This window comes from Lentzea nigeriaca (assembly GCF_016907955.1).
GTDB lineage: Bacteria > Actinomycetota > Actinomycetes > Mycobacteriales > Pseudonocardiaceae > Lentzea > Lentzea nigeriaca.
The window spans coordinates 467,891-489,797 of record NZ_JAFBCX010000006.1; the positions used below are offsets into that span (position 1 = coordinate 467,891).

General features: G+C 70.0%; 25 protein-coding genes. 17 read left to right on the forward strand and 8 right to left on the reverse strand.

Translation table 11 applies throughout. The features are described 5' to 3' along the window. Nucleotides 1-55: 55 nt before the first annotated feature. Entirely contained in the window at nucleotides 56-1,228 is a 1,173-nt protein-coding gene (locus JOD27_RS45170; protein ID WP_239568295.1) for a hypothetical protein, read from the forward strand. Between the two features lie 15 nt (nucleotides 1,229-1,243). Here JOD27_RS45170 and JOD27_RS23630 read toward each other — a convergent pair whose 3' ends face one another. Both JOD27_RS23630 and JOD27_RS23635 read right to left on the reverse strand, forming a co-directional pair. Further along, nucleotides 1,244-1,591 (reverse strand): MmcQ/YjbR family DNA-binding protein, encoded by a 348-nt coding sequence (locus tag JOD27_RS23630; RefSeq protein ID WP_204764419.1) that lies wholly within the window; start codon nucleotides 1,589-1,591, stop codon nucleotides 1,244-1,246. A 39-nt stretch (nucleotides 1,592-1,630) separates the two neighbouring features. Further along, complete coding sequence (locus JOD27_RS23635; protein ID WP_204764420.1) at nucleotides 1,631-2,545, reverse strand: DMT family transporter; 915 nt, start codon at nucleotides 2,543-2,545, stop codon at nucleotides 1,631-1,633. On the opposite strand from JOD27_RS23635, the gene JOD27_RS23640 reads away from it, so the two are divergent. The 4 genes from JOD27_RS23640 (at nucleotide 2,544) to JOD27_RS23655 (ending at nucleotide 7,834) form a co-directional block, all read left to right on the forward strand. Next, entirely contained in the window at nucleotides 2,544-3,938 is a 1,395-nt protein-coding gene (locus JOD27_RS23640) for an aminotransferase-like domain-containing protein (protein ID WP_204764421.1), read from the forward strand. The two genes, JOD27_RS23635 and JOD27_RS23640, sit on opposite strands and share 2 nt — an antisense overlap. A 67-nt stretch (nucleotides 3,939-4,005) precedes the next feature. Further along, nucleotides 4,006-4,440: a Fur family transcriptional regulator gene (locus JOD27_RS23645; protein ID WP_204764422.1), complete on the forward strand. Its 435-nt coding sequence runs from the start codon at nucleotides 4,006-4,008 to the stop codon at nucleotides 4,438-4,440. Between the two features lie 17 nt (nucleotides 4,441-4,457). Then, the gene (katG, locus tag JOD27_RS23650) at nucleotides 4,458-6,689 is read left to right on the forward strand and encodes a catalase/peroxidase HPI (RefSeq protein WP_204764423.1); all 2,232 of its coding nucleotides are present in this window, start codon (nucleotides 4,458-4,460) and stop codon (nucleotides 6,687-6,689) included. Nucleotides 6,690-6,808: 119 nt separating this feature from the next. Continuing rightward, nucleotides 6,809-7,834, forward strand: a complete 1,026-nt coding sequence (locus JOD27_RS23655) for an amidohydrolase family protein (protein ID WP_204764424.1) — start codon at nucleotides 6,809-6,811, stop codon at nucleotides 7,832-7,834. Between the two features lie 51 nt (nucleotides 7,835-7,885). Here the strand turns inward: JOD27_RS23655 and JOD27_RS23660 are convergent, their stop codons facing one another. Further along, entirely contained in the window at nucleotides 7,886-8,527 is a 642-nt protein-coding gene (locus JOD27_RS23660) for a DedA family protein (RefSeq protein ID WP_204764425.1), read from the reverse strand. A gap of 167 nt (nucleotides 8,528-8,694) precedes the next feature. Between JOD27_RS23660 and JOD27_RS46750 the strand changes: the two genes are divergently transcribed. The 7 genes from JOD27_RS46750 to JOD27_RS23695 all read left to right on the forward strand — a co-directional run bounded on the left by JOD27_RS46750 (nucleotide 8,695) and on the right by JOD27_RS23695 (nucleotide 14,943). Beyond that, on the forward strand, nucleotides 8,695-9,819 hold the full coding sequence (locus tag JOD27_RS46750; protein WP_204764426.1) for a sensor histidine kinase: 1,125 nt from the start codon (nucleotides 8,695-8,697) through the stop codon (nucleotides 9,817-9,819). Further along, nucleotides 9,810-10,454, forward strand: coding sequence for a response regulator transcription factor (locus tag JOD27_RS23670; protein ID WP_204764427.1), 645 nt, complete (start codon nucleotides 9,810-9,812; stop codon nucleotides 10,452-10,454). Before JOD27_RS46750 ends, JOD27_RS23670 begins: the two co-directional genes overlap by 10 nt. Next, entirely contained in the window at nucleotides 10,451-10,618 is a 168-nt protein-coding gene (locus tag JOD27_RS23675; RefSeq protein WP_204764428.1) for a hypothetical protein, read from the forward strand. The genes JOD27_RS23670 and JOD27_RS23675 overlap by 4 nt, the downstream gene beginning before the upstream one ends. Further along, entirely contained in the window at nucleotides 10,597-11,406 is an 810-nt protein-coding gene (locus JOD27_RS23680) for a phosphotransferase (RefSeq protein WP_204764429.1), read from the forward strand. Before JOD27_RS23675 ends, JOD27_RS23680 begins: the two co-directional genes overlap by 22 nt. Before the next feature lie 108 nt (nucleotides 11,407-11,514). Next, nucleotides 11,515-12,996 (forward strand): glycoside hydrolase family protein, encoded by a 1,482-nt coding sequence (locus tag JOD27_RS23685; RefSeq protein WP_204764430.1) that lies wholly within the window; start codon nucleotides 11,515-11,517, stop codon nucleotides 12,994-12,996. 43 nt (nucleotides 12,997-13,039) lie between these two features. Continuing rightward, nucleotides 13,040-14,359 carry a hypothetical protein gene (locus JOD27_RS23690; RefSeq protein WP_204764431.1) on the forward strand — a complete coding sequence of 440 codons (1,320 nt, stop codon included), beginning with the start codon at nucleotides 13,040-13,042 and terminating at the stop codon, nucleotides 14,357-14,359. A gap of 65 nt (nucleotides 14,360-14,424) precedes the next feature. Continuing rightward, nucleotides 14,425-14,943 carry a pyridoxamine 5'-phosphate oxidase family protein gene (locus JOD27_RS23695; RefSeq protein WP_204764432.1) on the forward strand — a complete coding sequence of 173 codons (519 nt, stop codon included), beginning with the start codon at nucleotides 14,425-14,427 and terminating at the stop codon, nucleotides 14,941-14,943. Here the strand turns inward: JOD27_RS23695 and JOD27_RS23700 are convergent. Both JOD27_RS23700 and JOD27_RS23705 read right to left on the reverse strand, forming a co-directional pair. Beyond that, the gene (locus JOD27_RS23700; RefSeq protein WP_204764433.1) at nucleotides 14,936-15,730 is read right to left on the reverse strand and encodes a Rossmann-fold NAD(P)-binding domain-containing protein; all 795 of its coding nucleotides are present in this window, start codon (nucleotides 15,728-15,730) and stop codon (nucleotides 14,936-14,938) included. The two genes, JOD27_RS23695 and JOD27_RS23700, sit on opposite strands and share 8 nt — an antisense overlap. After that, the gene (locus tag JOD27_RS23705; protein ID WP_204764434.1) at nucleotides 15,727-16,110 is read right to left on the reverse strand and encodes a nuclear transport factor 2 family protein; all 384 of its coding nucleotides are present in this window, start codon (nucleotides 16,108-16,110) and stop codon (nucleotides 15,727-15,729) included. The genes JOD27_RS23700 and JOD27_RS23705 overlap by 4 nt, the downstream gene beginning before the upstream one ends. A 95-nt stretch (nucleotides 16,111-16,205) precedes the next feature. Between JOD27_RS23705 and JOD27_RS23710 the strand changes: the two genes are divergently transcribed. Further along, complete coding sequence (locus tag JOD27_RS23710) at nucleotides 16,206-16,793, forward strand: TetR/AcrR family transcriptional regulator (RefSeq protein ID WP_239568297.1); 588 nt, start codon at nucleotides 16,206-16,208, stop codon at nucleotides 16,791-16,793. On the opposite strand, the gene JOD27_RS23715 is transcribed toward JOD27_RS23710, so the two are convergent. Continuing rightward, nucleotides 16,784-17,833, reverse strand: coding sequence for an alkene reductase (locus JOD27_RS23715; RefSeq protein ID WP_204764436.1), 1,050 nt, complete (start codon nucleotides 17,831-17,833; stop codon nucleotides 16,784-16,786). The two genes, JOD27_RS23710 and JOD27_RS23715, sit on opposite strands and share 10 nt — an antisense overlap. Before the next feature lie 59 nt (nucleotides 17,834-17,892). Between JOD27_RS23715 and JOD27_RS23720 the strand changes: the two genes are divergently transcribed. Then, nucleotides 17,893-18,264, forward strand: coding sequence for a MerR family transcriptional regulator (locus JOD27_RS23720; RefSeq protein WP_204764437.1), 372 nt, complete (start codon nucleotides 17,893-17,895; stop codon nucleotides 18,262-18,264). Here the strand turns inward: JOD27_RS23720 and JOD27_RS23725 are convergent. After that, nucleotides 18,261-19,301: an NAD(P)-dependent alcohol dehydrogenase gene (locus JOD27_RS23725; RefSeq protein ID WP_204764438.1), complete on the reverse strand. Its 1,041-nt coding sequence runs from the start codon at nucleotides 19,299-19,301 to the stop codon at nucleotides 18,261-18,263. The genes JOD27_RS23720 and JOD27_RS23725 overlap by 4 nt on opposite strands. 144 nt (nucleotides 19,302-19,445) lie before the next feature. Here JOD27_RS23725 and JOD27_RS23730 point away from each other — a divergent pair, with 144 nt between their 5' ends. Genes JOD27_RS23730 through JOD27_RS23740 form a run of 3 tightly spaced genes read left to right on the forward strand, consistent with a single transcriptional unit; the run spans nucleotide 19,446 to nucleotide 21,308 of the window. Further along, on the forward strand, nucleotides 19,446-20,315 hold the full coding sequence (locus JOD27_RS23730) for a helix-turn-helix transcriptional regulator (RefSeq protein WP_204764439.1): 870 nt from the start codon (nucleotides 19,446-19,448) through the stop codon (nucleotides 20,313-20,315). Continuing rightward, entirely contained in the window at nucleotides 20,312-20,605 is a 294-nt protein-coding gene (locus JOD27_RS23735; RefSeq protein ID WP_204764440.1) for an Rdx family protein, read from the forward strand. The genes JOD27_RS23730 and JOD27_RS23735 overlap by 4 nt, the downstream gene beginning before the upstream one ends. A gap of 40 nt (nucleotides 20,606-20,645) precedes the next feature. Next, nucleotides 20,646-21,308 carry an HAD family hydrolase gene (locus JOD27_RS23740; protein ID WP_204764441.1) on the forward strand — a complete coding sequence of 221 codons (663 nt, stop codon included), beginning with the start codon at nucleotides 20,646-20,648 and terminating at the stop codon, nucleotides 21,306-21,308. Between the two features lie 12 nt (nucleotides 21,309-21,320). Here the strand turns inward: JOD27_RS23740 and JOD27_RS23745 are convergent, their stop codons facing one another. Further along, nucleotides 21,321-21,893: a dihydrofolate reductase family protein gene (locus JOD27_RS23745; RefSeq protein WP_204764442.1), complete on the reverse strand. Its 573-nt coding sequence runs from the start codon at nucleotides 21,891-21,893 to the stop codon at nucleotides 21,321-21,323. Between the last annotated feature and the right edge of the window lie 14 nt (nucleotides 21,894-21,907).

Consider the following 21,907-nt stretch of genomic DNA (forward strand, 5'->3'; position numbering starts at 1 on the left):
GCAACCTCGACCGAGCTGGAGGTCAAGTCGCAGGTGCCGCACTATCGTGATGCGGGTGATCTTCGCGGACCCACTCGGCCCCGGCCACGTCGCCCGGCAGCGCCTCTGTCGTCCCGGCGAGTCGCTGGTCTGGGCGACGTACCGGCGCACGTTCTACTACGCCGTCGACGGCCTCGACCGGCTCGGCGCGCCCGTCCGGTCGGTGTTCGCGCGCGGTGCCTCCGCCGTGGGCCGGGGTGTGGGTGAGCTGGCGCTGACGGTCGTCGGTGGCGGCGGCGATTCGGGCGACGACAAGGCTCCCGACGCTGATCATCTGGTGTTCGGACCCTCGGGCGAGTCGCTCGCCGTCCGGGCCGTGTCGGGGTTCGATCCGGGTGGGCGCCGGAACCGGTTGTGGGCGTTGACGTCCGAACGGCTGGTGCTCGCCGTGCGGGTCGAGGCTGCCGAGGTTCCTGCCGAACCCGCCCCGAAGTCGTTGCTGGGCAAGGCGATCGGCTTCGGCAAGGAGGTCGGCAAGATCCTCGCGGACAACCGCCGCAAGTTCGGCGAGCACGTCGAGGGCGAGCCGGTCGCCGTGCCGGACTTCCGGGTGGCCGTGGAGATTCCGCGCAACCAGATCGCCGATGTCCAGTCCGGCAAGACGTTGCGGGTGGTCCTGGTCGACGGGTCCGGGTTGGAGTTCCTGCTGGAGGCACCTGCCGTGGCCCAGGACGAGGTCGTCACCAGGGAGCTGGCGAAGTTCTGGCTGCGCGGCGACGAACGGCTGGTGCTCGGCCTGCCACCGATCGTCGGCTACGTGGGCGGGATCGTCGGCGGGTCGTTGCGGGTGCCGTGGACGGCTGTCAGCGCGATGCCGCCGCTCGAACTGGACAAACTCCGGTGGCCGCTGCCCGCGCCCCCGTCACCGCGGGACTGGATCGACGACCCGACGCTCGGCTACTGGGTCGAGGCACCCAGCACGTCGAGCTCCGCGGTACGGCTGGCCGACCACTTTGCCTTCAGCCGCGGCAACGCCCGGCTGGCCGCGAGCGACCAGCGGGTGGCCGTGGTGTACCCGACGCGGCTGTTCGAGGCCAAGCCTGCCGGCGTCTTCACCACGTTCGCGGAGATCCCGCGCAGCGCGGTGCGGTCGCTGGAAACCGTGCACGTCGGCCAGAGCCTGCCCGCACGGCCGGTGGTGAGGCTGACCTTCACCGACGGCTCGCGCCTTGACCTGCGTCAGTCCTGAATGGACTGACCCAGGTCATCGCGCCAGGTCCGGCACCTGGGCGACGAGGTCCTCCGGCGCCGACAACCGCCACGCCTCGAACACGAGCTCACCGAGCTCGTCGGACTCGACGCCCTCCAGGTACACGACGACCCAGCCGAACCCGCCCGACGTGAACTGCTCCTCGAACACGTCGGGGCGTTCGGCCACCAGCGCCTGCTGCTCGGACAGCGTCTGCTTGAGCCCGACGGTCTGCGTGCGCGGCCAGAAGTAGCCGAACACCTTGCCCCGCACGCGGAACGTGTCGTACTGCTGACCGGAGGACCGCTTCGCCTCCGCGAGCGCGTCCACGATCTTGAAGAGTTGCTTGCTCGTCGTCGCCACTGCCGACCCCCAAAGCCGAAGGCAGGCAGTATAAATCGGTCAGCGGACGGGTAGGGGTTCGGCGACCGGTGCCGGTGCGGTGCGGCTGCGCTGGGTCAGCACCACGCAGACGAGCACCACCACGGCGGTGGCGAGGGCGGGCCAGCCGACCGGTTCGCCGAGGACCGCGGCGGACCACAGCAGCGTCAGGACCGGTTGGGCCAGCTGGATCTGGCCGATCTTGGCCACGCCGCCCGCCGCGAGGCCCGCGTACCAGGCGAAGAAGCCCAGGAACATCGAGATCAGCGCCAGGTAGGCGAAGCCGAGCCAGACGACCGGTGTGGCGCGGGAGAAGTCGGCTGTGTACAGCGAAACCGGGACCGTCACGGGCAACGAGACGACCAGCGCCCAGCAGACGGTCCTGGCGCCGCCCAGTTCGCGGGCGAGCGCGCCGCCCTCGGCGTAACCCAGGCCGCACAGCACCACCGCGATGAACAGGTAGGCGTCGGCGAGGCTCAGGGAACCCGAGAAACCGCCGCCGGTCGCCACGAAGGCCACCACCGCGAGCAGGCCCGCGCCGCTGGAGAGCCAGAACGCCGTCGGTGGGCGTTCGGACGCGCGCAGGACGGCCCAGATCGCCGTCGACATGGGCAGCACGGTGACCACGACGGCGCCGTGGGCGGAAGTCTGAGTGGTGAGAGCCAGTGAGGTGAAGAGCGGGAAGCCGATCACGATGCCCGCGGCGACGATCACCAGGCGGCGGAGCTGCGCCGCCGACGGGAGCGGAGCGCGGGATAACGCGAGGTAGGCGATCGCCAGGACGGCGGCGACGAGGGCGCGGCCGAAGGCCACGAACCACGGGTCGAGTCCTGCCACTGCCAGGCGGGTCGCAGGCAGGGAGAAGCTGAAACCCAGGACGCCCAGCGCGCCGAGTGTTACCCCCGCCGGCACAATAACGTTACTCTTGGCTCTCATGAATGAGGATAACGCAGCCGTCCGCGTTATCGAGGATCTGAGAGCTGCGGCACGTGCCGGGCGGGCGGGCGACCGCATGCCGTCCGTGCGCGACCTGATGGCGCGGCACCGGGCCTCGCCGGCGACCGTGCAGCAGGCGATCCAGCGCGTGGCGGCCGAAGGGCTCGTCGAGGTGCGGCCGGGGCGGGGCAGTTTCGTCGCCCCGCGTCCGGCCACGAGCGAGCAGGACCTGTCGTGGCAGGCCGTCGCGCTCGGGGAGGGGCGGCCGGGCGAGGATCTCGTGGCGAACCTCCTCGCGGTGCCGAAACCCGAGGCCATCCCGTTGTCGAGCGGCTACCTCGACCCGGACCTGCAGCCGACCGAGGCGCTCGGCGCCGCGCTCAGCCGGGCGGCGCGCAGGCCCGCCTCGTGGGGCCGCGTGCCGGTCGAGGGCAAGGAGGAGTTGCGCGCCTGGTTCGCCAAGGAAGCCGGGGGTGAGCTCAGGGCCGGGGACATGACGGTGTGCGCGGGCGCGCAGGAGGCGCTGGCGACGGTGTTCCGCGGGCTGGCCGACCGCGGTGACACCGTCCTCGTCGAGTCGCCGACCTACCTCGGTGCCATCGCCGCCGCGCGCGACGCCGGGCTCAAGGTCGTGCCGGTGCCGGCGGACCAGGACGGCGTGCGGCCGGATCTGCTGCGGGCCGCGTTCGAACGGACCGGCGCGAAGCTCTTCTACTGCCAGCCCCTGCACGCGAACCCGCACGGCGCGGTGCTGTCCGAAGAGCGGCGGCCCGAGGTCGCGCGGATCGTCCGCGCGGCGGGCGCGTTCCTCGTCGAGGACGACTGGGCACGCGGCTTCACCGTCGACGGCGCCGCACCGCCGACGCTGGCCTCGCAGGACGCCGACGGGCACGTCGTCTACGTCCGGTCGCTCACCAAGGTCGCGGCGCCGGGGCTGCGGGTCGCGGTGATCGGGGCGCGCGGACCAGCGGGCATCCGGCTGAAGAACACGCGGTCCAAACAGGACCTCTACGTCGCGGGCCCGTTGCAGGAGGCCGCGATCGACTTCGTGACGTCGCCGGTGTGGCGCCGCCACCTGCGCACGCTCCAGCAGTCCCTGCGGGGAAGACGCGACTTCCTGGCTCGCGCGGTCCACGAGCACCTGCCGGAGTTCGAGATCGCTCCGTCGTCCGGTGGCCTGCACCTGTGGGCGGAGCTGCCGGACGGCGTGGACGACCTGGAGCTGACGGCGGCCGCCGCGGCACGCGACGTCGTGGTGTTTCCGGGACGGGCGTGGTTCGCCGCTGAACCACGCGGCAGTTTTCTCCGTTTGACCTACGGCGGAGCACCTGAGCACGTGCTCGCCGAGGGTGTGCGGCGGCTGGCCGACGCCATGGCCGCCGTGCGGCGGTGACCGGTTCGGGTGAATGGCATCGTTCAGTAACTTGACTCGCTCCAGAAAAGGCGGCATGGTGTTCCCCGTGCCCACGGCTTCCGACTTCGAGCGCATGTTGCGTGGAGTGTCACTGCGTGTGACCGCTCCGCGGATAGCTGTGCTGTCCGCGGTGCACGAACACCCGCACGCCGACACGGACTCGATCATCGGTGTCGTGCGACAGAACCTCGGCGCTGTCTCCCATCAGGCCGTGTACGACGTGCTGCGCGCGTTGACCGGGGCCGGACTGTTGCGCCGCATCGAGCCGCAGGGCTCGGTCGCGCGTTATGAGGCGCGCGTCGGGGACAACCACCATCACGTCGTGTGCAGATCCTGTGGCGCCATCGCCGACGTCGACTGTTCTGTCGGTTCCGCGCCGTGCCTGGACGCATCCGACGACCACGGGTTCGTCATCGACGAGGCCGAGGTCATCTACTGGGGCACCTGCCCCGAGTGCACGACCGCCGCGAAAAGTTCCTGAACACCGGAAGGATTCCCGTGTCCGACAGCACTGACGCCAAGGTGAGCGAGCTGAACGTGGAGGAGGCTGGCGGCTGCCCGGTCGCACACGGGCGGCTCAGCCACCCCACCGAGGGCGGCGGCAACCGCGACTGGTGGCCCAAGCAGCTCAACCTCCGGATCCTCCGCAAGCACCCCGTCCAGGCCAACCCCATGGGCGGTGAGTTCGACTACGGCAAGGAGTTCCTGACCGTCGACCTCGACGAGCTGGCGCGCGACGTCGACGCCGTGCTCACCGAGTCGAAGGACTGGTGGCCCGCGGACTTCGGGCACTACGGCCCGTTCATGATCCGCATGGCGTGGCACAGCGCGGGCACGTACCGCACGCACGACGGCCGCGGTGGCGCCGGCGCGGGCATGCAGCGGTTCGCGCCGCTGAACAGCTGGCCGGACAACGGAAACCTGGACAAGGCGCGCCGCCTGCTGTGGCCGGTCAAGAAGAAGTGGGGCAAGAAGGTCTCCTGGGCCGACCTCATGATCTTCACGGGCAACCGCGCGCTGGAGACCATGGGCTTCAAGACCTTCGGCTTCGCCGGTGGCCGCGCGGACGTGTGGGAGCCGGACGAGGACGTGTACTGGGGTCCGGAGACCGAGTGGCTCGGCGGCGACGCCCGCTACAGCGGTGAGCGCGACCTCGAGTCCCCGCTGGCCGCGGTCCAGATGGGTCTGATCTACGTCAACCCAGAGGGCCCCAACGGCAACCCGGACCCGCTGGCCGCCGCCCGCGACATCCGCGAGACGTTCGGCCGCATGGGCATGAACGACGAGGAGACCGTCGCGCTCATCGCCGGTGGCCACACCTTCGGCAAGGCGCACGGTGCCGGCGACCCGTCGCTGGTCGGCGCGGAGCCGGAGGGCGCGCTGATGGACGCGCAGGGCTTCGGCTGGATCAGCACGCACGGCACCGGCAAGGGCCGCGACACGATCACCTCCGGCCTCGAGGTGACCTGGACGCAGCAGCCCACCAAGTGGACGAACCTGTTCTTCAAGAACCTGTTCCAGTTCGAGTGGGAGCTCACCAAGTCCCCGGCGGGCGCGCACCAGTGGAAGCCGAAGGACGGCGCGGGCGCCAACACGGTGCCGGACCCCGAGGACGGCACGCTCAACCGCACGCCGATGATGCTGACCACGGACCTCGCGCTGCGCTTCGACCCGATCTACGAGCCGATCTCGCGCAAGTTCGCGGAGAGCCACGAGGCGTTCGCCGACGCGTTCGCCCGCGCGTGGTTCAAGCTGACCCACCGCGACATGGGCCCGATCCAGCGCTACCTCGGCCCGCAGGTGCCGCAGGAGGAGCTGATCTGGCAGGACCGCCTGCCCGTGCGCGACTACGAGCTGATCTCCGCTGAGGACGTGGCTTCGTTGAAGGCCAAGATCCTGGAGACGGGTCTCTCGGTGTCGCAGCTGGTCAAGACCGCGTGGGCGTCCGCGTCGACGTTCCGCCAGAGCGACAAGCGCGGTGGCGCGAACGGTGCCCGCATCCGCCTGGAGCCGCAGCGCAACTGGGAGGTCAACGAGCCGGACGAGCTCGCCCAGGTCCTGCGTGCGCTGGAAGGCGTGCAGGAGGCGTTCAACAGCTCCGCGACCGGCGGCAAGAAGGTCTCGCTGGCCGACCTGATCGTCCTCGGCGGCGCCGCGGCGATCGAGCAGGCCGCCAAGGCCGCCGGCCACTCGGTGGAGGTGCCGTTCCTCCCCGGCCGGACCGACGCCACGCAGGAGCAGACCGACGTCGAGTCGTTCGCGGTGCTGGAGCCCAAGGTCGACGGCTTCCGCAACTACGGCACCAAGGCCAACCCGCTGCCGTCGGAGTACCTGCTGATCGACAAGGCCAACCTGCTCGGCCTCTCCGCGCCGGAGATGACCGTGCTCGTCGGTGGCCTGCGGGTGCTGGGTGCGAACCACGGCGGCTCGACCGCCGGCGTGCTCACCCAGAAGCCGGAGACGCTGACCAACGACTTCTTCGTCAACCTGCTCGACATGGAGACGGAGTGGAAGTCGGTCACCGAGGACCAGGAGAACTTCGAGGGCCGCGACCGCGCCACCGGTGCCGTCCGCTGGACCGGCACGCGCAACGACCTGGTGTTCGGCTCGAACTCCGAGCTGCGCGCCCTCGCCGAGGTCTACGCGAGTGACGACGCGTCGGAGAAGTTCGTGCAGGACTTCGTCGCCGCGTGGAACAAGGTCATGAACGCGGACCGCTACGACGTCTGATCCAGCCCCTCCGGGTGCTGTGATCGGTAGCCGCCGCCCGTATTTCGACGCGGCGGAGGTGGCCGATCACAGCACCGCGTACCCCAGGCCACTCCCCCGGCCTGGGGTACCGTCGTCTCATGGGGGTCAGGATCTCGGGCATCGCGCTGCCAGCGCGGGAGCCGGTCTCGTTCGTGGTGGACGGAGAATTCCTGCGCGCCGCCGACGCGTCCACTTCGGACGGTCTCTGGCTGCTGCCGGGACTCGTCGACGTGCATTCGCATCCCGGGATCGAGGCCCCGGGCGACGTCTACGACCACGAGGTGTTCCGCCGGCACATGCTCGCCCACCGGGCCGCCGGCGTGTTGACCGTCCGGTCGCCGGGTTCCGCGGATCCCGTGCTGGACCGGCCTGACGATCCCGATCTGCCGCGCCTGGCCCGCGGTGGCCGGTGGCTCGCGACGCCGGGCCGGTTCTTCGAGGGCTACGGCCGCCGGGTCACCGAGGAGGACCTGCCGCGGGCCGCCGTCGAGGACTCGGTCTCCGGCTGGTGCAAGGTGATCGGCGACTGGGAGCCGGACGACCCGCCGGTACCGCTGGACGTGCTGACGGCGACGGTCGAAGCCGTGCACGCCGCCGGTGGGCGCGTCGCGGTGCACTGCCAGACCGCGGAGGGGTGCCGCAACGCGGTGCTGGCAGGCGCGGACAGCCTCGAACACGGAATGCATCTGGACCATTCGCTCCTTCCGCGGATGGCGGCGCAGGGGACGGCGTTCGTGCCGACGCTCACGACGTTCGGCAAGACGGTGCAGAACCTGGGCAACGCGAAGAACCCCCGGCGCGCGGAGTGGATCCGGAGCGGGTGGGAGCACGCGTTTCCCACCGTCCGCGCGGCTCACGAGGCCGGGGTGACCGTGTTGACCGGGACCGACACCCAGCCGTGCGGCGAGGTGGCCGGGGAGATCGCGTGGCTGATCGAGGCCGGGATGCCGGTGGAGGCCGCGATCGGGGCCGGGTCGTGGGTCGCGCGGGAGTGGCTCGGGTTGCCGGGGCTGGTGGACGGTGGCTTCGCGGACGTCGCCGGGTACGACGCGGATCCGGCCGAGGATCCGGGCGTGTTGTCGCGGCCCACGCGGATCGTGTTGCGCGGCAACGAGATCCGCTAAACGCCTCGCTCCGTTTTCGCAGCCGGGAGTGGAGTGTGTTGCGCGGCAACGTCATCGCCTGACACGCGGCAGCACCACCGTGGCTTCCGGATCGCCCTTTGCGCGTTGACGCAGGCGGATGACCACGAAGAGGAGCACGGCGATGGCCACCGCGGCCAGCACGAGCTTCTGGAAGATGCCGGCGTAGGACTCGACGCGGTGCCAGTTCTCGCCGAGTAGGTAGCCGGCGCCCACGAAGATGGTGTTCCAGATCAGGCTGCCCAGCGTGGTGAGCCATAAGAAGTGCGGGAAGTTCATTCGTTCCACGCCTGCGGGCAGGGAGATGAAGCTGCGGAACAAAGGCACCATTCGGCCGAGGAACACGGCTTTGGTGCCGTGGCGGGTGAACCAGGCCTCGGTCTTGTCGAAGTCGGTCACGTTCACCAGTGGAATGCGAGCTACCAGACGGCGGGTGCGGTCGCGACCGAGGAGCATGCCCGCGAAGTAGACGATGACGGCGCCCGCCACCGAGCCCAGGGTGGTCCAGAGCAGGGCCGCCGGGAGGCTGAACACGCCTTTGCTCGCGGAGAAGCCGGCCAGCGGCAACACCAGCTCGCTCGGGATCGGCGGAAACAGGTTGTCCAGGCCCACCACCACGGCGGCGCCCACCCCTCCCAGCGTTTCCATCAGGTCGACGGCCCACTCAGCCAGCATTGCGGAGTTCTCCTTGCGGTGACGGAGGAATTGGTCGGGGTCAACGCTAGGAATGGGGAGCGGGGAGGGCCATGAGGTAAGCCGTTGGGAATCGTGGGGGAAACCGCAGGGCGATACTGTGGAAAACCGCAATGCCGGGGTGCTGGGCGGACAGTACGGTTGGCGGTGTGCATCAGGATGGTCAGCTCAGCGCCGGATCGCTGGTGCTCGGGTGGCTCCGGATGCTCTTCGGGTTGTCTCTCGGGGCGGTGACCGGGCTGGTGGGTCTGGTCGCGGCGGCGCTGGGCACGCGGGTGGTCGTGCTGACCGAGTACGAACTCGGTCGCATCGCGCGGTTCGACCGGGTCGTGCACACCAACCCGCTCAGCAGGAGCGGGTGCCGGCGGTATCTCGCGGTGCGGTGGCTGGTCGGTGCGGTCGGTGCGGGCGTCATCTGCATGCTGATGTTCTGGTACGCCGTCGCGATCTCGATGGTGACGGCGTGGCTGTTCGACGGCACCTGGGGGATGATCAAGGACGGTGAGCACGTCACCGCGGTGCTGCTCGCGGCGGTGGCGGTGCCGGGTGCGCTGGTCATCTTCGTGACGACCGCCGGCGTGCCCGGAGTGGCGGCGCTGGACAGGTGGCTCGCCACCAGGATGCTCGGCACGAGTCAGCAAACGCTGCTGCGGCAACGGGTCGCGGAGCTGACGAGCACGCGCGCCGAGGTGATCGAGGCGATCGACGACGAGCGCAGGCGCATCGAGCGGGACCTGCACGACGGGGTTCAGCAGCGGCTCGTCGCACTCGGCATGCTGATCGGCAGGGCCCGGCGGGCCAAGGACGACGAGCAGCTGGGGCAGCTGCTGCGCCAGGCGCACGACACCGCGGCCGAGACCATCGACGAACTGCGCGAGGTCGCGACGCGCGTCTACCCCGCCGTGCTCGACGACTCCGGGCTGGACGCGGCGCTCGAGGTGCTGGCGGAACGGTCCAGCGTGCGCGTCGAGATCGACAACCTGCTGAAGTCCCCGCCGGGCACCGCACTGGAGACGGTGATCTACTTCGTCGTGTCCGAGGCCGTCAACAACGCGGCCAAGCACGCCGACCCGTCGGTGGTCGAGGTCTGCGTGTGGCCTGGCGAGGGCGACATCACGATCATGGTGTGGGACGACGGGATGGGCGGGGCGGACGAGACCGGCACCGGGCTGTCCGGCCTGGCGCGCCGGGTCAAGGCCGTGGACGGCGACTTCGAGGTGACCAGCCCGCTCGGTGGCCCCACCACGATCTACGCGAGGTTGCCGTGCGGGTGATCCTGGCCGAGGACTCGACGCTGCTGCGCGAGGGCCTGATCCGGCTGCTCGCCGAGGAGGGCCACGAGGTCGTCGCCGCCGTCGGCACCGCACCGGAGCTGCTCAGGGCCACCGAGGAACACGAGCCGGACATCGTGGTCACCGACGTCAGGATGCCGCCGGACCACAAGGACGACGGCATGCGCGCCGCGCTCACGATCCGCGAGAGGTGGCCGGACGTCGCGGTGCTCGTGCTCTCCCAGTACGTCGAGAACCGCTATGCCACCGAGCTGATCACCAGCACCGGCGGCAGGGTCGGCTACCTGCTCAAGGACCGCGTGGCCCAGGTCGACGAGTTCCTGGAGGCGCTCGACAGGGTGGCGGCGGGCGGGGCGGCGTTCGACCCGGAGGTCGTGCGCAGGCTGCTGACCAGGACCACGCACGTCGACCCGCTCGAAACGCTGACCCCGCGGGAGAAGGACGTCCTCGAGCTGATGGCGCAGGGCCTCACCAACGCGCGCATCTCCGAGCACCTGCACATCTCGCAGAGCGCAGCGGAGAAGCACATCAACGCGATCTTCGACAAGCTCGGTCTCGCCGGCTCGTCCGGCGTGAGCCGCCGGGTCATGGCCGTCGTCCGCTACCTGGGCAGTTGACCCAGCAGATGATGGAGATGCTGTGGCGCTCCGGGCTGAAGCCGCGGCTCTGGAACGACGGCGGCATCGCCGTGGTGCCGGAGGTTCCGCGCAGGCCCGTGGTTCTCTACCTTCTCGCGGTGCCGGCGGCAGTATTCGGAGAATGGCTGGTGACGACCCTGTGACGGAGTTCGAGGCGCTGCTCGCGACGCCGGGTGCGGAGGCGGCTCGGGGGACCTTCCACGACGCCGTTGTGGTGCGGGAAAAGTGGGTCGCCCGCTTTCCCCGTGCCGATCTGACCGATGCCCGGCGCCGCGCTCAGGCGCTCAGGCTGATCTCGCGGCTCGATCTGCCTTTCGCCGTGCCGGAGATCATCGAGGACCGGCTGGATCTGCCGTTGGGTCAGGCTCACGTCGTCGTCACGTACCTGCCCGGCGAACCGTCGGACACCGCGAGCGACGAGGCCGTCCTCGAAGTCCTCGACGCGCTCGCCTCGACAGAACTCGACGACGAGCTCCTCGCCGTGCTGGACGAACCCCTGCACCACGCGGGTGGTCACCAAGCGATCGAGACGATCACCGAGCTCGTGTTCCCGTTGCTCACCGCCGACGAGCGCGGTCAGGCTTCCGAAGTCCTGCAACGGTTCGCGGACCTGCCCACCGTGACGGGCTTCGTGCACGGAGACCTGGCCCCGGTGAACCTGCGCTGGCACGACGGGAAGATCAGCGGAATCATCGACTGGGACTTCGCCTGCGCGGGCGACCCCGCGCTCGACGCCGCCGCGTTCGCGAGCTACGGCTGGCCACTGGTCCGCCGCGTCCGGCCGGAACTCTACGAACGGGCGCGCACGCACGCGGCGATGTTCCCGCTGACCGGTGCGGTGGCCGTGCTCCGGCTGGGCGCCGACCCGGCGAAGTTCCTCGCCTGGTTCCGCCGCCGCTGTGCGGTTCGGGAACACCCGCCGGCCGGCTGACCGGGCGTGCTCACGGTCACAGTCGGGAAACGCGTGCTCACGAGCTGGAAGCGGGCCCGCGGTCACGGACTTCACCCGTCCGGAGGACTTGATCACTATGATGGATGAGTGCCCCTGCGACCTCGCCCCTTCGCGCTGCTGGCTGCGCTCGCGCTGCTCGGCGCGGTCACGGCGTGTACCAGCGCCGCGGTCGGCGACCCGGTCGGCGCGCAGATGGGACAGCCGCAGGTGCCGGAGAGCAACGCACCGGTCGCGCCGCGGGACCTCATCAAGCTCACGGTGGAGAACTCCCGGCAGAGCTCCGGCGTCGTCGTCGCGGGTGTCGAGGACGCGGTCTACAACTACGCGCCCGCCGTGATGCTCGACGGCGGCAAGGTCCGCACGTGGTGGTGCAGCCAGATGGGCAGCGCCAAGCCGAACGGCGACGACATCCTCTACAGCGAGGGGCCGAGCGCGGACGGCCCGTTCAGCACGGCGCGCGCGGTGCTGTCCGGCAGCGGCGGCAGCTTCGACGCGATGCACACGTGCGACCCGTCGCTGATCAAGGTCGGCGACACCTACTACATGTATTACACAGGGGCGTCGCGCGACAACCACGCGAACGGCAGCTCGGTCGGCGTCGCGACCAGCAAGGACGGCATCAACTGGTCCCGCGGCAACGGCGGCCAGCCGATCCTCGTCCCTTCCGGCGACGTCATCCGGGCCAACACCTACGGCGCCGGCCAGCAGTCCGCGATCTACCTCGACGGCTGGGTCTACCTGCTCTTCACCGACACCACCGGGTACGCGGCGGCCTCGAACGGCGCAGGCCAGTACGTGCTGCGGTCGAAGGACCCGCTGTTCGGCAAGGGTGTCGAGGCGCTGGGTCCGCAGGGCTTCCAGCCGGTGGAACGGACCAACCAGCCCCGCACCCGGTCGGTGGTCGAGGCGTTCAGCGCCGACTGGATGTGGATCGAGGCGGCGTCGGCGTTCGCAATCGCCCACTCGACCGAACACGGCACGACCGTCACGTTCTGGAACAAGGAGTTCACCCGGCACCCCTTCCAGTCCGTGCTGATCCCCGGCCCGTGGAAGGAAGGCCCCGGCCTGGTGCGCACGCCGGAAGGGCACGCGTCGGCCACCTACGACCCGTGCAACAGGATCGCGCTGGACGTCCTGCGCGCCACGTCGAGCGACGGGTCGGGAGCGCCGACGAACATCAGCCACTTCGGCATGGACGTCGTCGGGCTCAACGGGTGCCTCACGGCGGACGAGGCCAGGACGCTCAACGGCTTCGCGATGCCCTCGCCCGAACGCACGGCGGACGTCGTGATGAACGGCAAGATCATCCGGTTCGAGCGCGGCTCGGTCGCGGCCAAGTACGCCGTCGGCGTGCTGGCCAAGCGCCCGAAGATCGCCGACTCGATGAAGGTCGCGGTCCGCGTCCCGGCAGGCGCCCCCGCCGTGCGCAGCCTGAGCGACCAGCTGGGCTTCCTGGTCAACAACAAGCTGATCGTCATGAACTCGCTCGACGCGGCTCAGCTCAACTCCTCCGAGGTCACCGTCGTGACCCAGGAGCAGTGGGACCGGTACGAACGCCTGGTGACCTGACCCCGTACCGTTTCCCCGGTTCGAAAACGGACATGGGGGACCGATGACGGCGACGATCGAACGACAGAGGGCTCTCGCGGACAGCGTCATCCCGCTGCCCGCCGATCCTCCGCACGAACGGGCGTGGCTCGGCTTCACGGCCGCGTTCGTGGCAGCGGTGGCGTTCCTGCTGCTCATCCCGGCCGGCTGGGCCCGGCTCGACCACCTGTGGGCCGAGGACGGCGCCCGGTTCATGGTCGACGCGGTCCGCTCCCCCGCGCTCACGAACCTCGTCGAGCCGTACGGCGGCTACCTGCACACGTTGCCGCGCCTGGTCGCCGAAGTGGTCGCGCTGCTGCCGATCGGGTGGACCGCCGCCGGGTTCGCGATCGCCGCCGCGATGCTGCGGGCACTGGTCGCGTTGATCACGTTCGCGGCCTCCGGGGCGTACCTCAGGTCGGCACCGTTGCGGTTCGCGCTGGCGGCGCTCGTGATCGTGTTGCCGGCGGGCAACTCCGAGACGTTGAACAACATGTCGAACCTGCACTGGTTCCTGCTCTACGGCGCCTTCTGGGCGTTGTTGTGGCGCAACGCCCCGCGCGTGCCGGTCGCCGTGTTCGTGTTCCTCGCCGCCGTGTCCAGCCCGCTGGTGTTCCTGCTGGCACCCATCGCCGTCGTGCGGCTCTTCCTGCCGCGCAGGGAAGTGCCGATCGCGTTCCTCGCGGGTCTGGTGGTCCAGGCCGCGGCGATGGTGTTCGCGACGAGGACGCCGTACTCGCACGACGAGGTCGACCCGGTGCAGGTGCTGCTCGCGAGCCTGCTGCGGGTGCCGGTGGTGGCGCTCACCGGTTCCGAGCGGGTCAGCCAGTTCTACCCGGCGCACGGCAACCTGGTGATCGTCGTGGCGCTGCTGGTCGCCGCGGTGCCGATGGCGGCCGGTCTGCGGTTCGGTGACCGGGCGGGCCGGACCCTGGTGCTGGTCACGGCCGTGTACAGCGCGATCGTCATCGTCGCGTGCCTGGTGCTGAACTGGACGCACATCCTGCAGGTGCAGGCGCCCGAGGTCGTGATGGCCGGGCAGCGCTACAGCATCGCGCCGTGCCTGTTCCTGTTCACCGCGATCTTCGTGGGGCTCGACGCGACGCCCGCGAAGACGTGGGAACGCGCGGTCGTGGCCGGGAGCCGCTACCTGATCGGGATCGCCGTCGTGGTCAGCGTCTTCGCCCACCTGCGGGTGCCCAAGACCGTGCTCACCGGCATCCCGTGGGACGAGAGCCTCGCGCGGGCCCGCGCGGAATGCGCCGCGGGTGCGCCGGAAGCCAGGCTGGAGCATGAGCCGAAGGACTGGTTCTTCGTCGTGCCGTGCCGCTCAGTGGGCCGATAGCGAGCGGTGACCGACCTCATCCGAGCCGGCTGTCGAAAACGGCGGGGCTCGTTCGACGGATGTGCATGACGAACACGACGATTGAGACCCGCAACCTCGACCAGTACGGCAACACCGCCCTGCCGTGGAGCCTGGCGCAGGACCTCCTCCTGAACGAGTCGGCGTCGAAGGACGTGCCGTTCTTCCTCAACACCGTGCGGCCGGACGGACGGCCGCACTCGGTGGGCATCGGCGCCGTGTGGTTCGAGGACGCCCTGTACTTCGTGAGCGGGCCGGGCACCCGCAAGTCGCGCAACCTCGCGGAGAACCCGGCCTGCACGGTGTCGGTGCGGCTGACCGGAATGGACCTCGTGCTGGAAGGCGACGCGCACCGGATCACCGATGAGTCCACTTTGGACCGGGTCGCCGCGAGGTACCGCGAGTCCGGCTGGCCGGCCCGGCGGGAGGGTCAGGCGTTCACCGCGCCCTACACCGCGCCGAGCGGAGGTCCGCCGCCGTGGTACGTCTACCGGATCTCGCTGCGGGCCGCGCACGCCGTGGCCACCGTGGCGCCGGGCGGTGCCACGAGGTGGACGTTCAGCTGAGGGACAGCTCGCAGAAGTCGCGGAACGACCGGGGCGGCCTGCCCGTCACGTCCTCCACGGTCGTGGTGACCCGGTCCTCCGCGCCACCCCGGATGTCCTCGTCCAGCCCGGCGAGGACCGCGGCGAACTCCTTCGGCAGGCTCGTCGCGAGCCGTTCGGTCATCTCCGCGGTGCTGACCGAGTGGTGCCGGACCGGGCGCCCGGTGAGCTCGGTGATGATCGCGGCGGCGTCGGCGTAGCTCAATGCCTCCGGGCCGGTGATCAGGTGGTCCGTGTTGTGCGGCAACGGGTCCAGCAACGCCCGTGCCGCCACGGCCGCGATGTCGGCGGCGTCGACGAACGCGACCCGGCCGGCACCGGTGGCCGTGACGATCTCGCCGGCGCGGACACCCGCCGCGACGGGGTGGTCGCCGGTGAAGTTCTGCATGAACCACGACGGCCGCAGCACGGCCCACTCCGGCATCGCCCGCACCAGCGCGGGGAGAGCGCCCATGCCCGTGGCACTGTTCCCCACCGCGGACGAGCTCAGCAGCACCACCCGCCGCACGTGCCGCGCTCGGGCGAGAAAGGACTCCACCACCGGCGCCGGGTCGGCGACTCCGACCGGCGGGATCAGGTAGACGCGGTCGACGCCCTCCACCGCGGGGCCGAAGGTCGCCGGGACGTCCCAGTCGAACCGGACGTGGTCGTCCCGCACCGGCTTCCTCGTGCCGATGCGGGCGTCCGGCAGCAAGGACGCGAGCAGGCCGCCGGTCGTGCCCGTGCCGCCGATGACCAGCACGCTCATGCCGCGAGCTCCTGCACGTAGAGCGGGTTCCAGTAGTCGCGGTACGAGACGATCTCGCCGTCACGAGTCGTGATCACCGCGATGTACGAGAACCGGTAGGGCTTGCCCGTGGCCACCACGACTCCCTCGGCGTCGAACTCGACCACGACGACGTCCTGGTCGACGCTCCGGTGCACGACCTGCTTGGGGAAGCCCTGGATGTCGAGCATTTTCGGGTAGTCACGCAGGTAGTCCTCGATCGCCGCCCGGCCCTCCAGCCGGGTCGGGTAGCCGGGCGGGGCGAACGGGAACTCCATCACACCGTCGACGGCCCACAGGCCCGCGAAGCCGGCCATGTCCTTGTCCAGCAGCAGTTGCAACGCCCTCGGGACGAGATCCACGAGTGATCCTCCAAACGAAATGGACGAGACGGTACCGTCCCGCCCACAACGTTAGGCGGGACGGGACCGTCTCGTCCAGTCCTATGATGTGCGGCATGACCAAGCGCACCCCGACCGGCGCCGCCGTCCTGCAGCCGCAGGTGACACAGGCGATCACCGAGGCCGTGCTCGACGAGCTGGCAGAACACGGTTACGGCCGGCTGTCGATGGAGGCCGTCGCCAAACGCGCGGAGGTCGGCAAGAGCGCGCTGTACCGGCGGTGGCCGTCCAAACAGGACATGGTGGTCGCGGCGCTGTCGGAGTTCTCCGTGCCACTGGCCGAAGTTCCGGACACCGGCTCGCTCAGGGGCGATCTGCTCGCGACGGTGACCGCCGTGCACGACTGGCTCACCCACCCGCGGTTCGCGCCGATCCTGCCGGACCTCACGGCCGAGGCCGCCCGCAATCCAGCGCTGGCCGAGGCGATCGCCGCGACCATCGGCGAGCCACGGCGCGCGCTCGGGGCCGTCACGCTCCAGCGAGCGGTCGAACGGGGCGAACTGCCGGCGGACTTCGACGTCGAGATCGCGCTCGACCTGGTCGCCGCGCCGGTCTACTGGCGGCTGTCGGTGCGGCGGGCGGAGGTCGAGCCCGACTACCTCGAACGGCTCGTCGACCACCTCATGCGCGCGCTTCAGTGCTGATAGCTGGGGTAGTCGACGTACCCGGCCTCGGTCTGGAACCACGTCTCGCGGTTGGTGGGCACCAGCGGCAGGCCGAGGCGGAACCGTTCGACGAGATCGGGATTGCCGATGTACGCACGCCCGTAGCTGATCAGGTCGGCACCGTTGGCGAGCCAGCGCTCGCCCTGCTCGCGCGTGCCCTCGTGCGGGCCGATCTGGCCGCCGGGGTTGAGGATGAACGCCGTCGGCCACGCCTTGCGCAGCTCCATCAGCAGCTCGTCGTCCGCAGTGGCGAGCACGTGGATGTAAGCGATGTCCGGCAACGCTTTCAGCAACGCGTCGTAGAGCTGAGGCATGTCGGATTCGACGATGTCCTGGACCTCGCCACCCGGTGAGAGCCTGATGCCGACGCGGTCCGCGCCGATGGCGTCCACCGCCGCTTCGACCGCCTCGACGGCGAACCGGATGCGTCCGGTGATCGAGCCGCCGTAGGAGTCAGTGCGCTGGTTGGCGTTGGACGACAGGAACTGCTGGATCAGGTAGCCGTTCGCGCCGTGCAGCTCGACGCCGTCGAATCCGGCTTCGACCGCACGCCGGGCCGCGTCGCCGAACGCCTGTGCCTGGCCGGGAACCTCGGCGGAGGTCAGGGCGCGTGGCACCGGCGCGGGCGTGATGCCGGCGGTCGTGAACACGTCGCTCTTCGCGGCGATCGCCGACGGGCCGACCGGGTGGTGGCCGGCGACGTCGGGGTGGCCGATGCGGCCGCCGTGCATGAGCTGGGCGAAGATCCGGCCTCCGTTGGCGTGCACGGCATCCGTGACGACGCGCCAGGCCTCGACCTCCTCGTCGGTGTGGATGCCCGGCATGAACGGACCGGCCTGGCCGACGGCGTTCGGGTGCACGCCTTCGGTGACGATGAGACCGGCGGTGGCGCGTTGCGCGTAGTAGGTGGCCGTCGTCGCGGTTGGTTTGCCGTCCACGGCTCGTGCGCGGGTCATGGGCGCCATGACGAGACGGTTCGGCAGGGTCAGGTTCCCGAGGCGGTAGCTGGTGAGAAGCATGAGGGCTACGGTAGGAACCTGACGTTGACGTCAGAGGTAGCTTTTGTGGCGGAGGTCTCATGCGCATCGGCGAGCTGTCCACGAAGACAGGCGTGAGCGTGCGCGCGTTGCGCTATTACGAGGAGCAGGGTCTCCTCGCCGCCGAACGCAGCGAGAGCGGGCAACGGCACTACGGCGACAAGGCCGTCGACCGGGTGCGGCTCATCCAGCAGCTCTACGCCGCCGGCATCTCCAGCGCGTCGATCCTGGAGATGCTGCCGTGCGTGACGACCGGGGTGGCGTCCCCGCAGGTGCTGGCCAAGCTGCGGGGACACCGGTCGTCGGTCGTCAAGCAGATCGAGGACCTCCAGGACACGCTCCGGCAGCTCGACTCGGTACTGGCCGGTGCCGTGAAGTCGCACGAGTCCGGAGTGCCCTGCCCTCCCGCCTAGATAGTCGCGGTGTCGATCACGAACCGGTACCGCACGTCACTCGACTGCACCCGGTCGTAGGCCACGTTGATCTGGCCGGCGTCGATCAGCTCGATCTCCGCGCCCAGGCCGTGCTCGGCGCAGAAGTCCAGCATCTCCTGGGTCTCCGCGATGCCGCCGATCATCGAGCCCGCGATCGTCTTGCGGCCGCCGAGCAGCGCGAACAGGTTCACCGAGACCGGCTCCTCCGGCGCGCCGACGTTGACCAGCGCGCCCTCGGTCCCGAGCAGGCCGAGGTAGGCGCTGAAGTCCAGCGGCGCGGACACCGTGGAGACGATCACGTCGAACTTCCCGGCCAGCTCGGTGAACGTCGCCGGGTCGTTGGTGGCGCGGTAGTCGTGGGCGCCGAGCTTGAGGCCGTCGTCCTTCTTGCGCAACGACTGCGACAGCACGGTCACCTCGGCACCGAGCGCACGGGCGATCTTGACGCCCATGTGGCCGAGGCCGCCGAGGCCGACGATCGCGACCTTCTTGCCGGGGCCGACGTTCCAGTGCCTGAGCGGCGAGTACAGCGTGATGCCGGCGCACAGCAGCGGCGCCGCCACGTCCAGCGGGAGCGAGTCCGGGATCCGCACGACGTAGTTCTCGTCGACGACGATCTGCTTCGAGTAGCCGCCGTAGGTGACCTCACCGTTGCGGTCGAGGGCGTTGTAGGTCATGGTGTTGCCGTTCGCGCAGTACTGCTCCAGCCCACGCAGGCAGAACTCGCACTCGCGGCACGAGTCGACCATGCAGCCGACGCCGACCCGGTCGCCGACCGCGTACTTCGTCACCTCGGAACCGACCTCGGCGACCACGCCGGCGATCTCGTGGCCCGGCACCATCGGGAAGATCCCCTCGAACCAGCCCTCGTTGACCTGGTGGATGTCGGAGTGGCAGATGCCCGCGTACTTGATGTCGATCAGAACGTCGTGCGCGCCGACCGCGCGACGCTCGATGGTGGTGCGCTCCAGCGGTGCCTTGGGTGCGGGAGCGGCGTAGGCAGCGACGGTGCTCATTGGTTTCTCCTCGTTCTGTCGTGTCGCTTGACGACACTGCTGGAGTTCGAGGGCGCTACCCAGACACCTGGTTTTCGTACGACTGGCGTGCCTACCACTGGCAGTAGCAGGCACGACGGGTTTCGTCCGGGGATACTCGGAGCCATGACCGTCGATCCGCGCACCGAGCTGAGCGAGTTCCTGCGCAGCCGTCGAGCGCGGCTGTCCCCCGACGACGTCGGCCTGCCCCAGTACGGCCGCACCCGCCGCGTTCCCGGCCTGCGCCGGGAGGAACTGGCGCAGCTCGCGGGCGTCTCCGTCGCCTACTACACGCGTCTGGAACAGGGCAACGGACGCAACGTCTCCGCGGAGGTGCTGGACTCGATCGCCCGCGCGTTGCGGCTCAACGAAGCCGAACGCTCGCACCTGCGGAACCTGACGTCGTCCAAGCCGGGCAAGAAGAAGGCCGTACGAACGCAGGTCCGCCCGGCGCTGAGGCACCTGATCGACGGCGTCGGCGTGCCCGCGTACATCGGCGGGCGCCGCTCGGACATCCACGCGTGGAACCCGATGGCCGCCGCGTTGTTCGGCGACTGGGGCGAGCTGCCGCCGAAGGAGCGGAACTGGGCCCGGCTGGTCTTCCTGCGACCGTCCTACCAGGACCTCTTCGTCAACTGGCAGAGCAAGGCCGAGGACGTCGTCGGGTTCCTGCGCATGGACGCGGGCTGCTACCCCGACGACCCCGAGCTGGCAGCGCTGATCGGCGAGCTCTCGGTGAAGAGCGAGCCGTTCCGGCAGTTGTGGGCCAAGCACGACGTCAAGGAGAAGAGCTTCGGCACCAAGGTGCTGAAGCACCCGCTCGTCGGCGAGATGACGCTGTCGTACGAGACGCTGAAGATGCCGAGCGACCCCGACCTGTTCCTGAGCACCTACCACGCCGAACCCGGCAGCGCGTCCGCCGAGGCGTTGCAGCTGCTCGCGAACTGGGGCTCCGACGCGGCCAGGGCCGGCAGCTCTGTCAGGACTCAGGCATGAGGACACCACGTCTGGAGATCGAGTACTGCACCCAGTGCCGGTGGCTGCTGCGTGCCGGGTGGACGGCGCAGGAGCTGCTGACCACGTTCACGACGGAGCTGGGCGAGGTCGCGCTGATCCCCGGCACCGGCGGTGTGTTCGACGTGCGGCTGGACGGCGAGACCGTGTGGTCGCGCAAGGAGCAGGACGGGTTCCCGGACCTCGCGGTGCTCAAGCAGCTGGTGCGCGACCGGGTGGCGCCGGAGAGGTCGCTGGGTCACACCGATCGCAAGCACTCGGCCGACGCCTGAGATCTGATCGGACGTCAGCTCGTGGCGGTAGGTTTGTCCCATGAGCCGCTGCGTGATCTTCGACCTGGACGGCACGCTGATCGACACCCCACACGGGATCGTCACGACGTTCGCCGCGGTGTTCGACCGGCTCGAACTGCCCGCGGTGGACTACGGCACGATCCGCGGCACCATCGGGCTGCCGTTGCCCACCGCGTTCGCGAAGGTGCTCGGGGTCGCCGCGGACGAGCCGGTGGTCGCGACGTGCGTCGAGCTCTACCGGTCGACGTTTCGCGCGACCGTGCTGCCGAAGGCGCCGCGGCTGGTCTTCCCCGGTGTGGCCGACGGGCTGGACGCGTTGCGGCAGGCCGGTTTCCTGCTGGCCGTCGCGACGAGCAAGTTCTCCGCGAACGCCGAGGCGCTACTCGACGCGGCCGGCCTGCGCGACGCGTTCTCCGTGGTCGTCGGCGCGGACCAGGTCTCGAAACCCAAGCCCGATCCCGAGGCCGGTTTCCTCGTGCTGAACGCACTCGGTGTGTCGCCCGCGAACGCGGTGATGGTCGGCGACACGACGCACGACGTGCTGATGGCGCACGAGGCCGGCATGTCGTCGATCGGCGTGACCTACGGCGTGCACAGCACCGAGCAGCTCCTCAGCGCCAACCCGACGTGGCTCGTCGACTCGTTCGCCGGTGTCGTGGCCGCCGCCGAGGAGTGCTGCTGACCCCGTGCGGTACTAGCGCACGACGTCGTAGACGAGCTTCTGGATGCCGTTCGAGTACGACTCGCTCTCGACGAGCTTCAGCATCTGCTTGTCCTTGTCGGTCTCGCTGAACATGCGCTTGCCCGCGCCGAGCAGCACCGGGAACACCAGCAGGTGGTAGCGGTCGATCAGGCCCGCGTCGGACAGGTTGCGGTTGAGCGTCGCGCTGCCGTGAACGGAGATCGGGCCGCCGTCGGTCTCCTTGAGCGCCGCCACGTCGTCGAGCGAGCGGAGGATCGTGATGTCGCCCCAGTTGTCGACGAGCTGGTCCTCCTTCAGCGTGCTGGAGACGACGTACTTCGGCATCGCGTTGTACTGCGGGAAGTAGTCGAGGGTCGGCCACACCGGGGAGAACGCCTCGTAGCTGACGCGGCCCATCATCATCGCCGCGGCTTCCTCCTGCTCACGGCCCTTGATCTCGTAGGCGGCCTCGTCGAACTCGATGTCCTTGAAGGTCCAGCCGGAGCTGCGGTGCCCGGGCTCGCCGCCGGGCGCTTCGACGACGCCGTCGAGCGAGATGAACGCGGTGGCGATGAGGGTGCGCATCGGGGTTCTCCTTG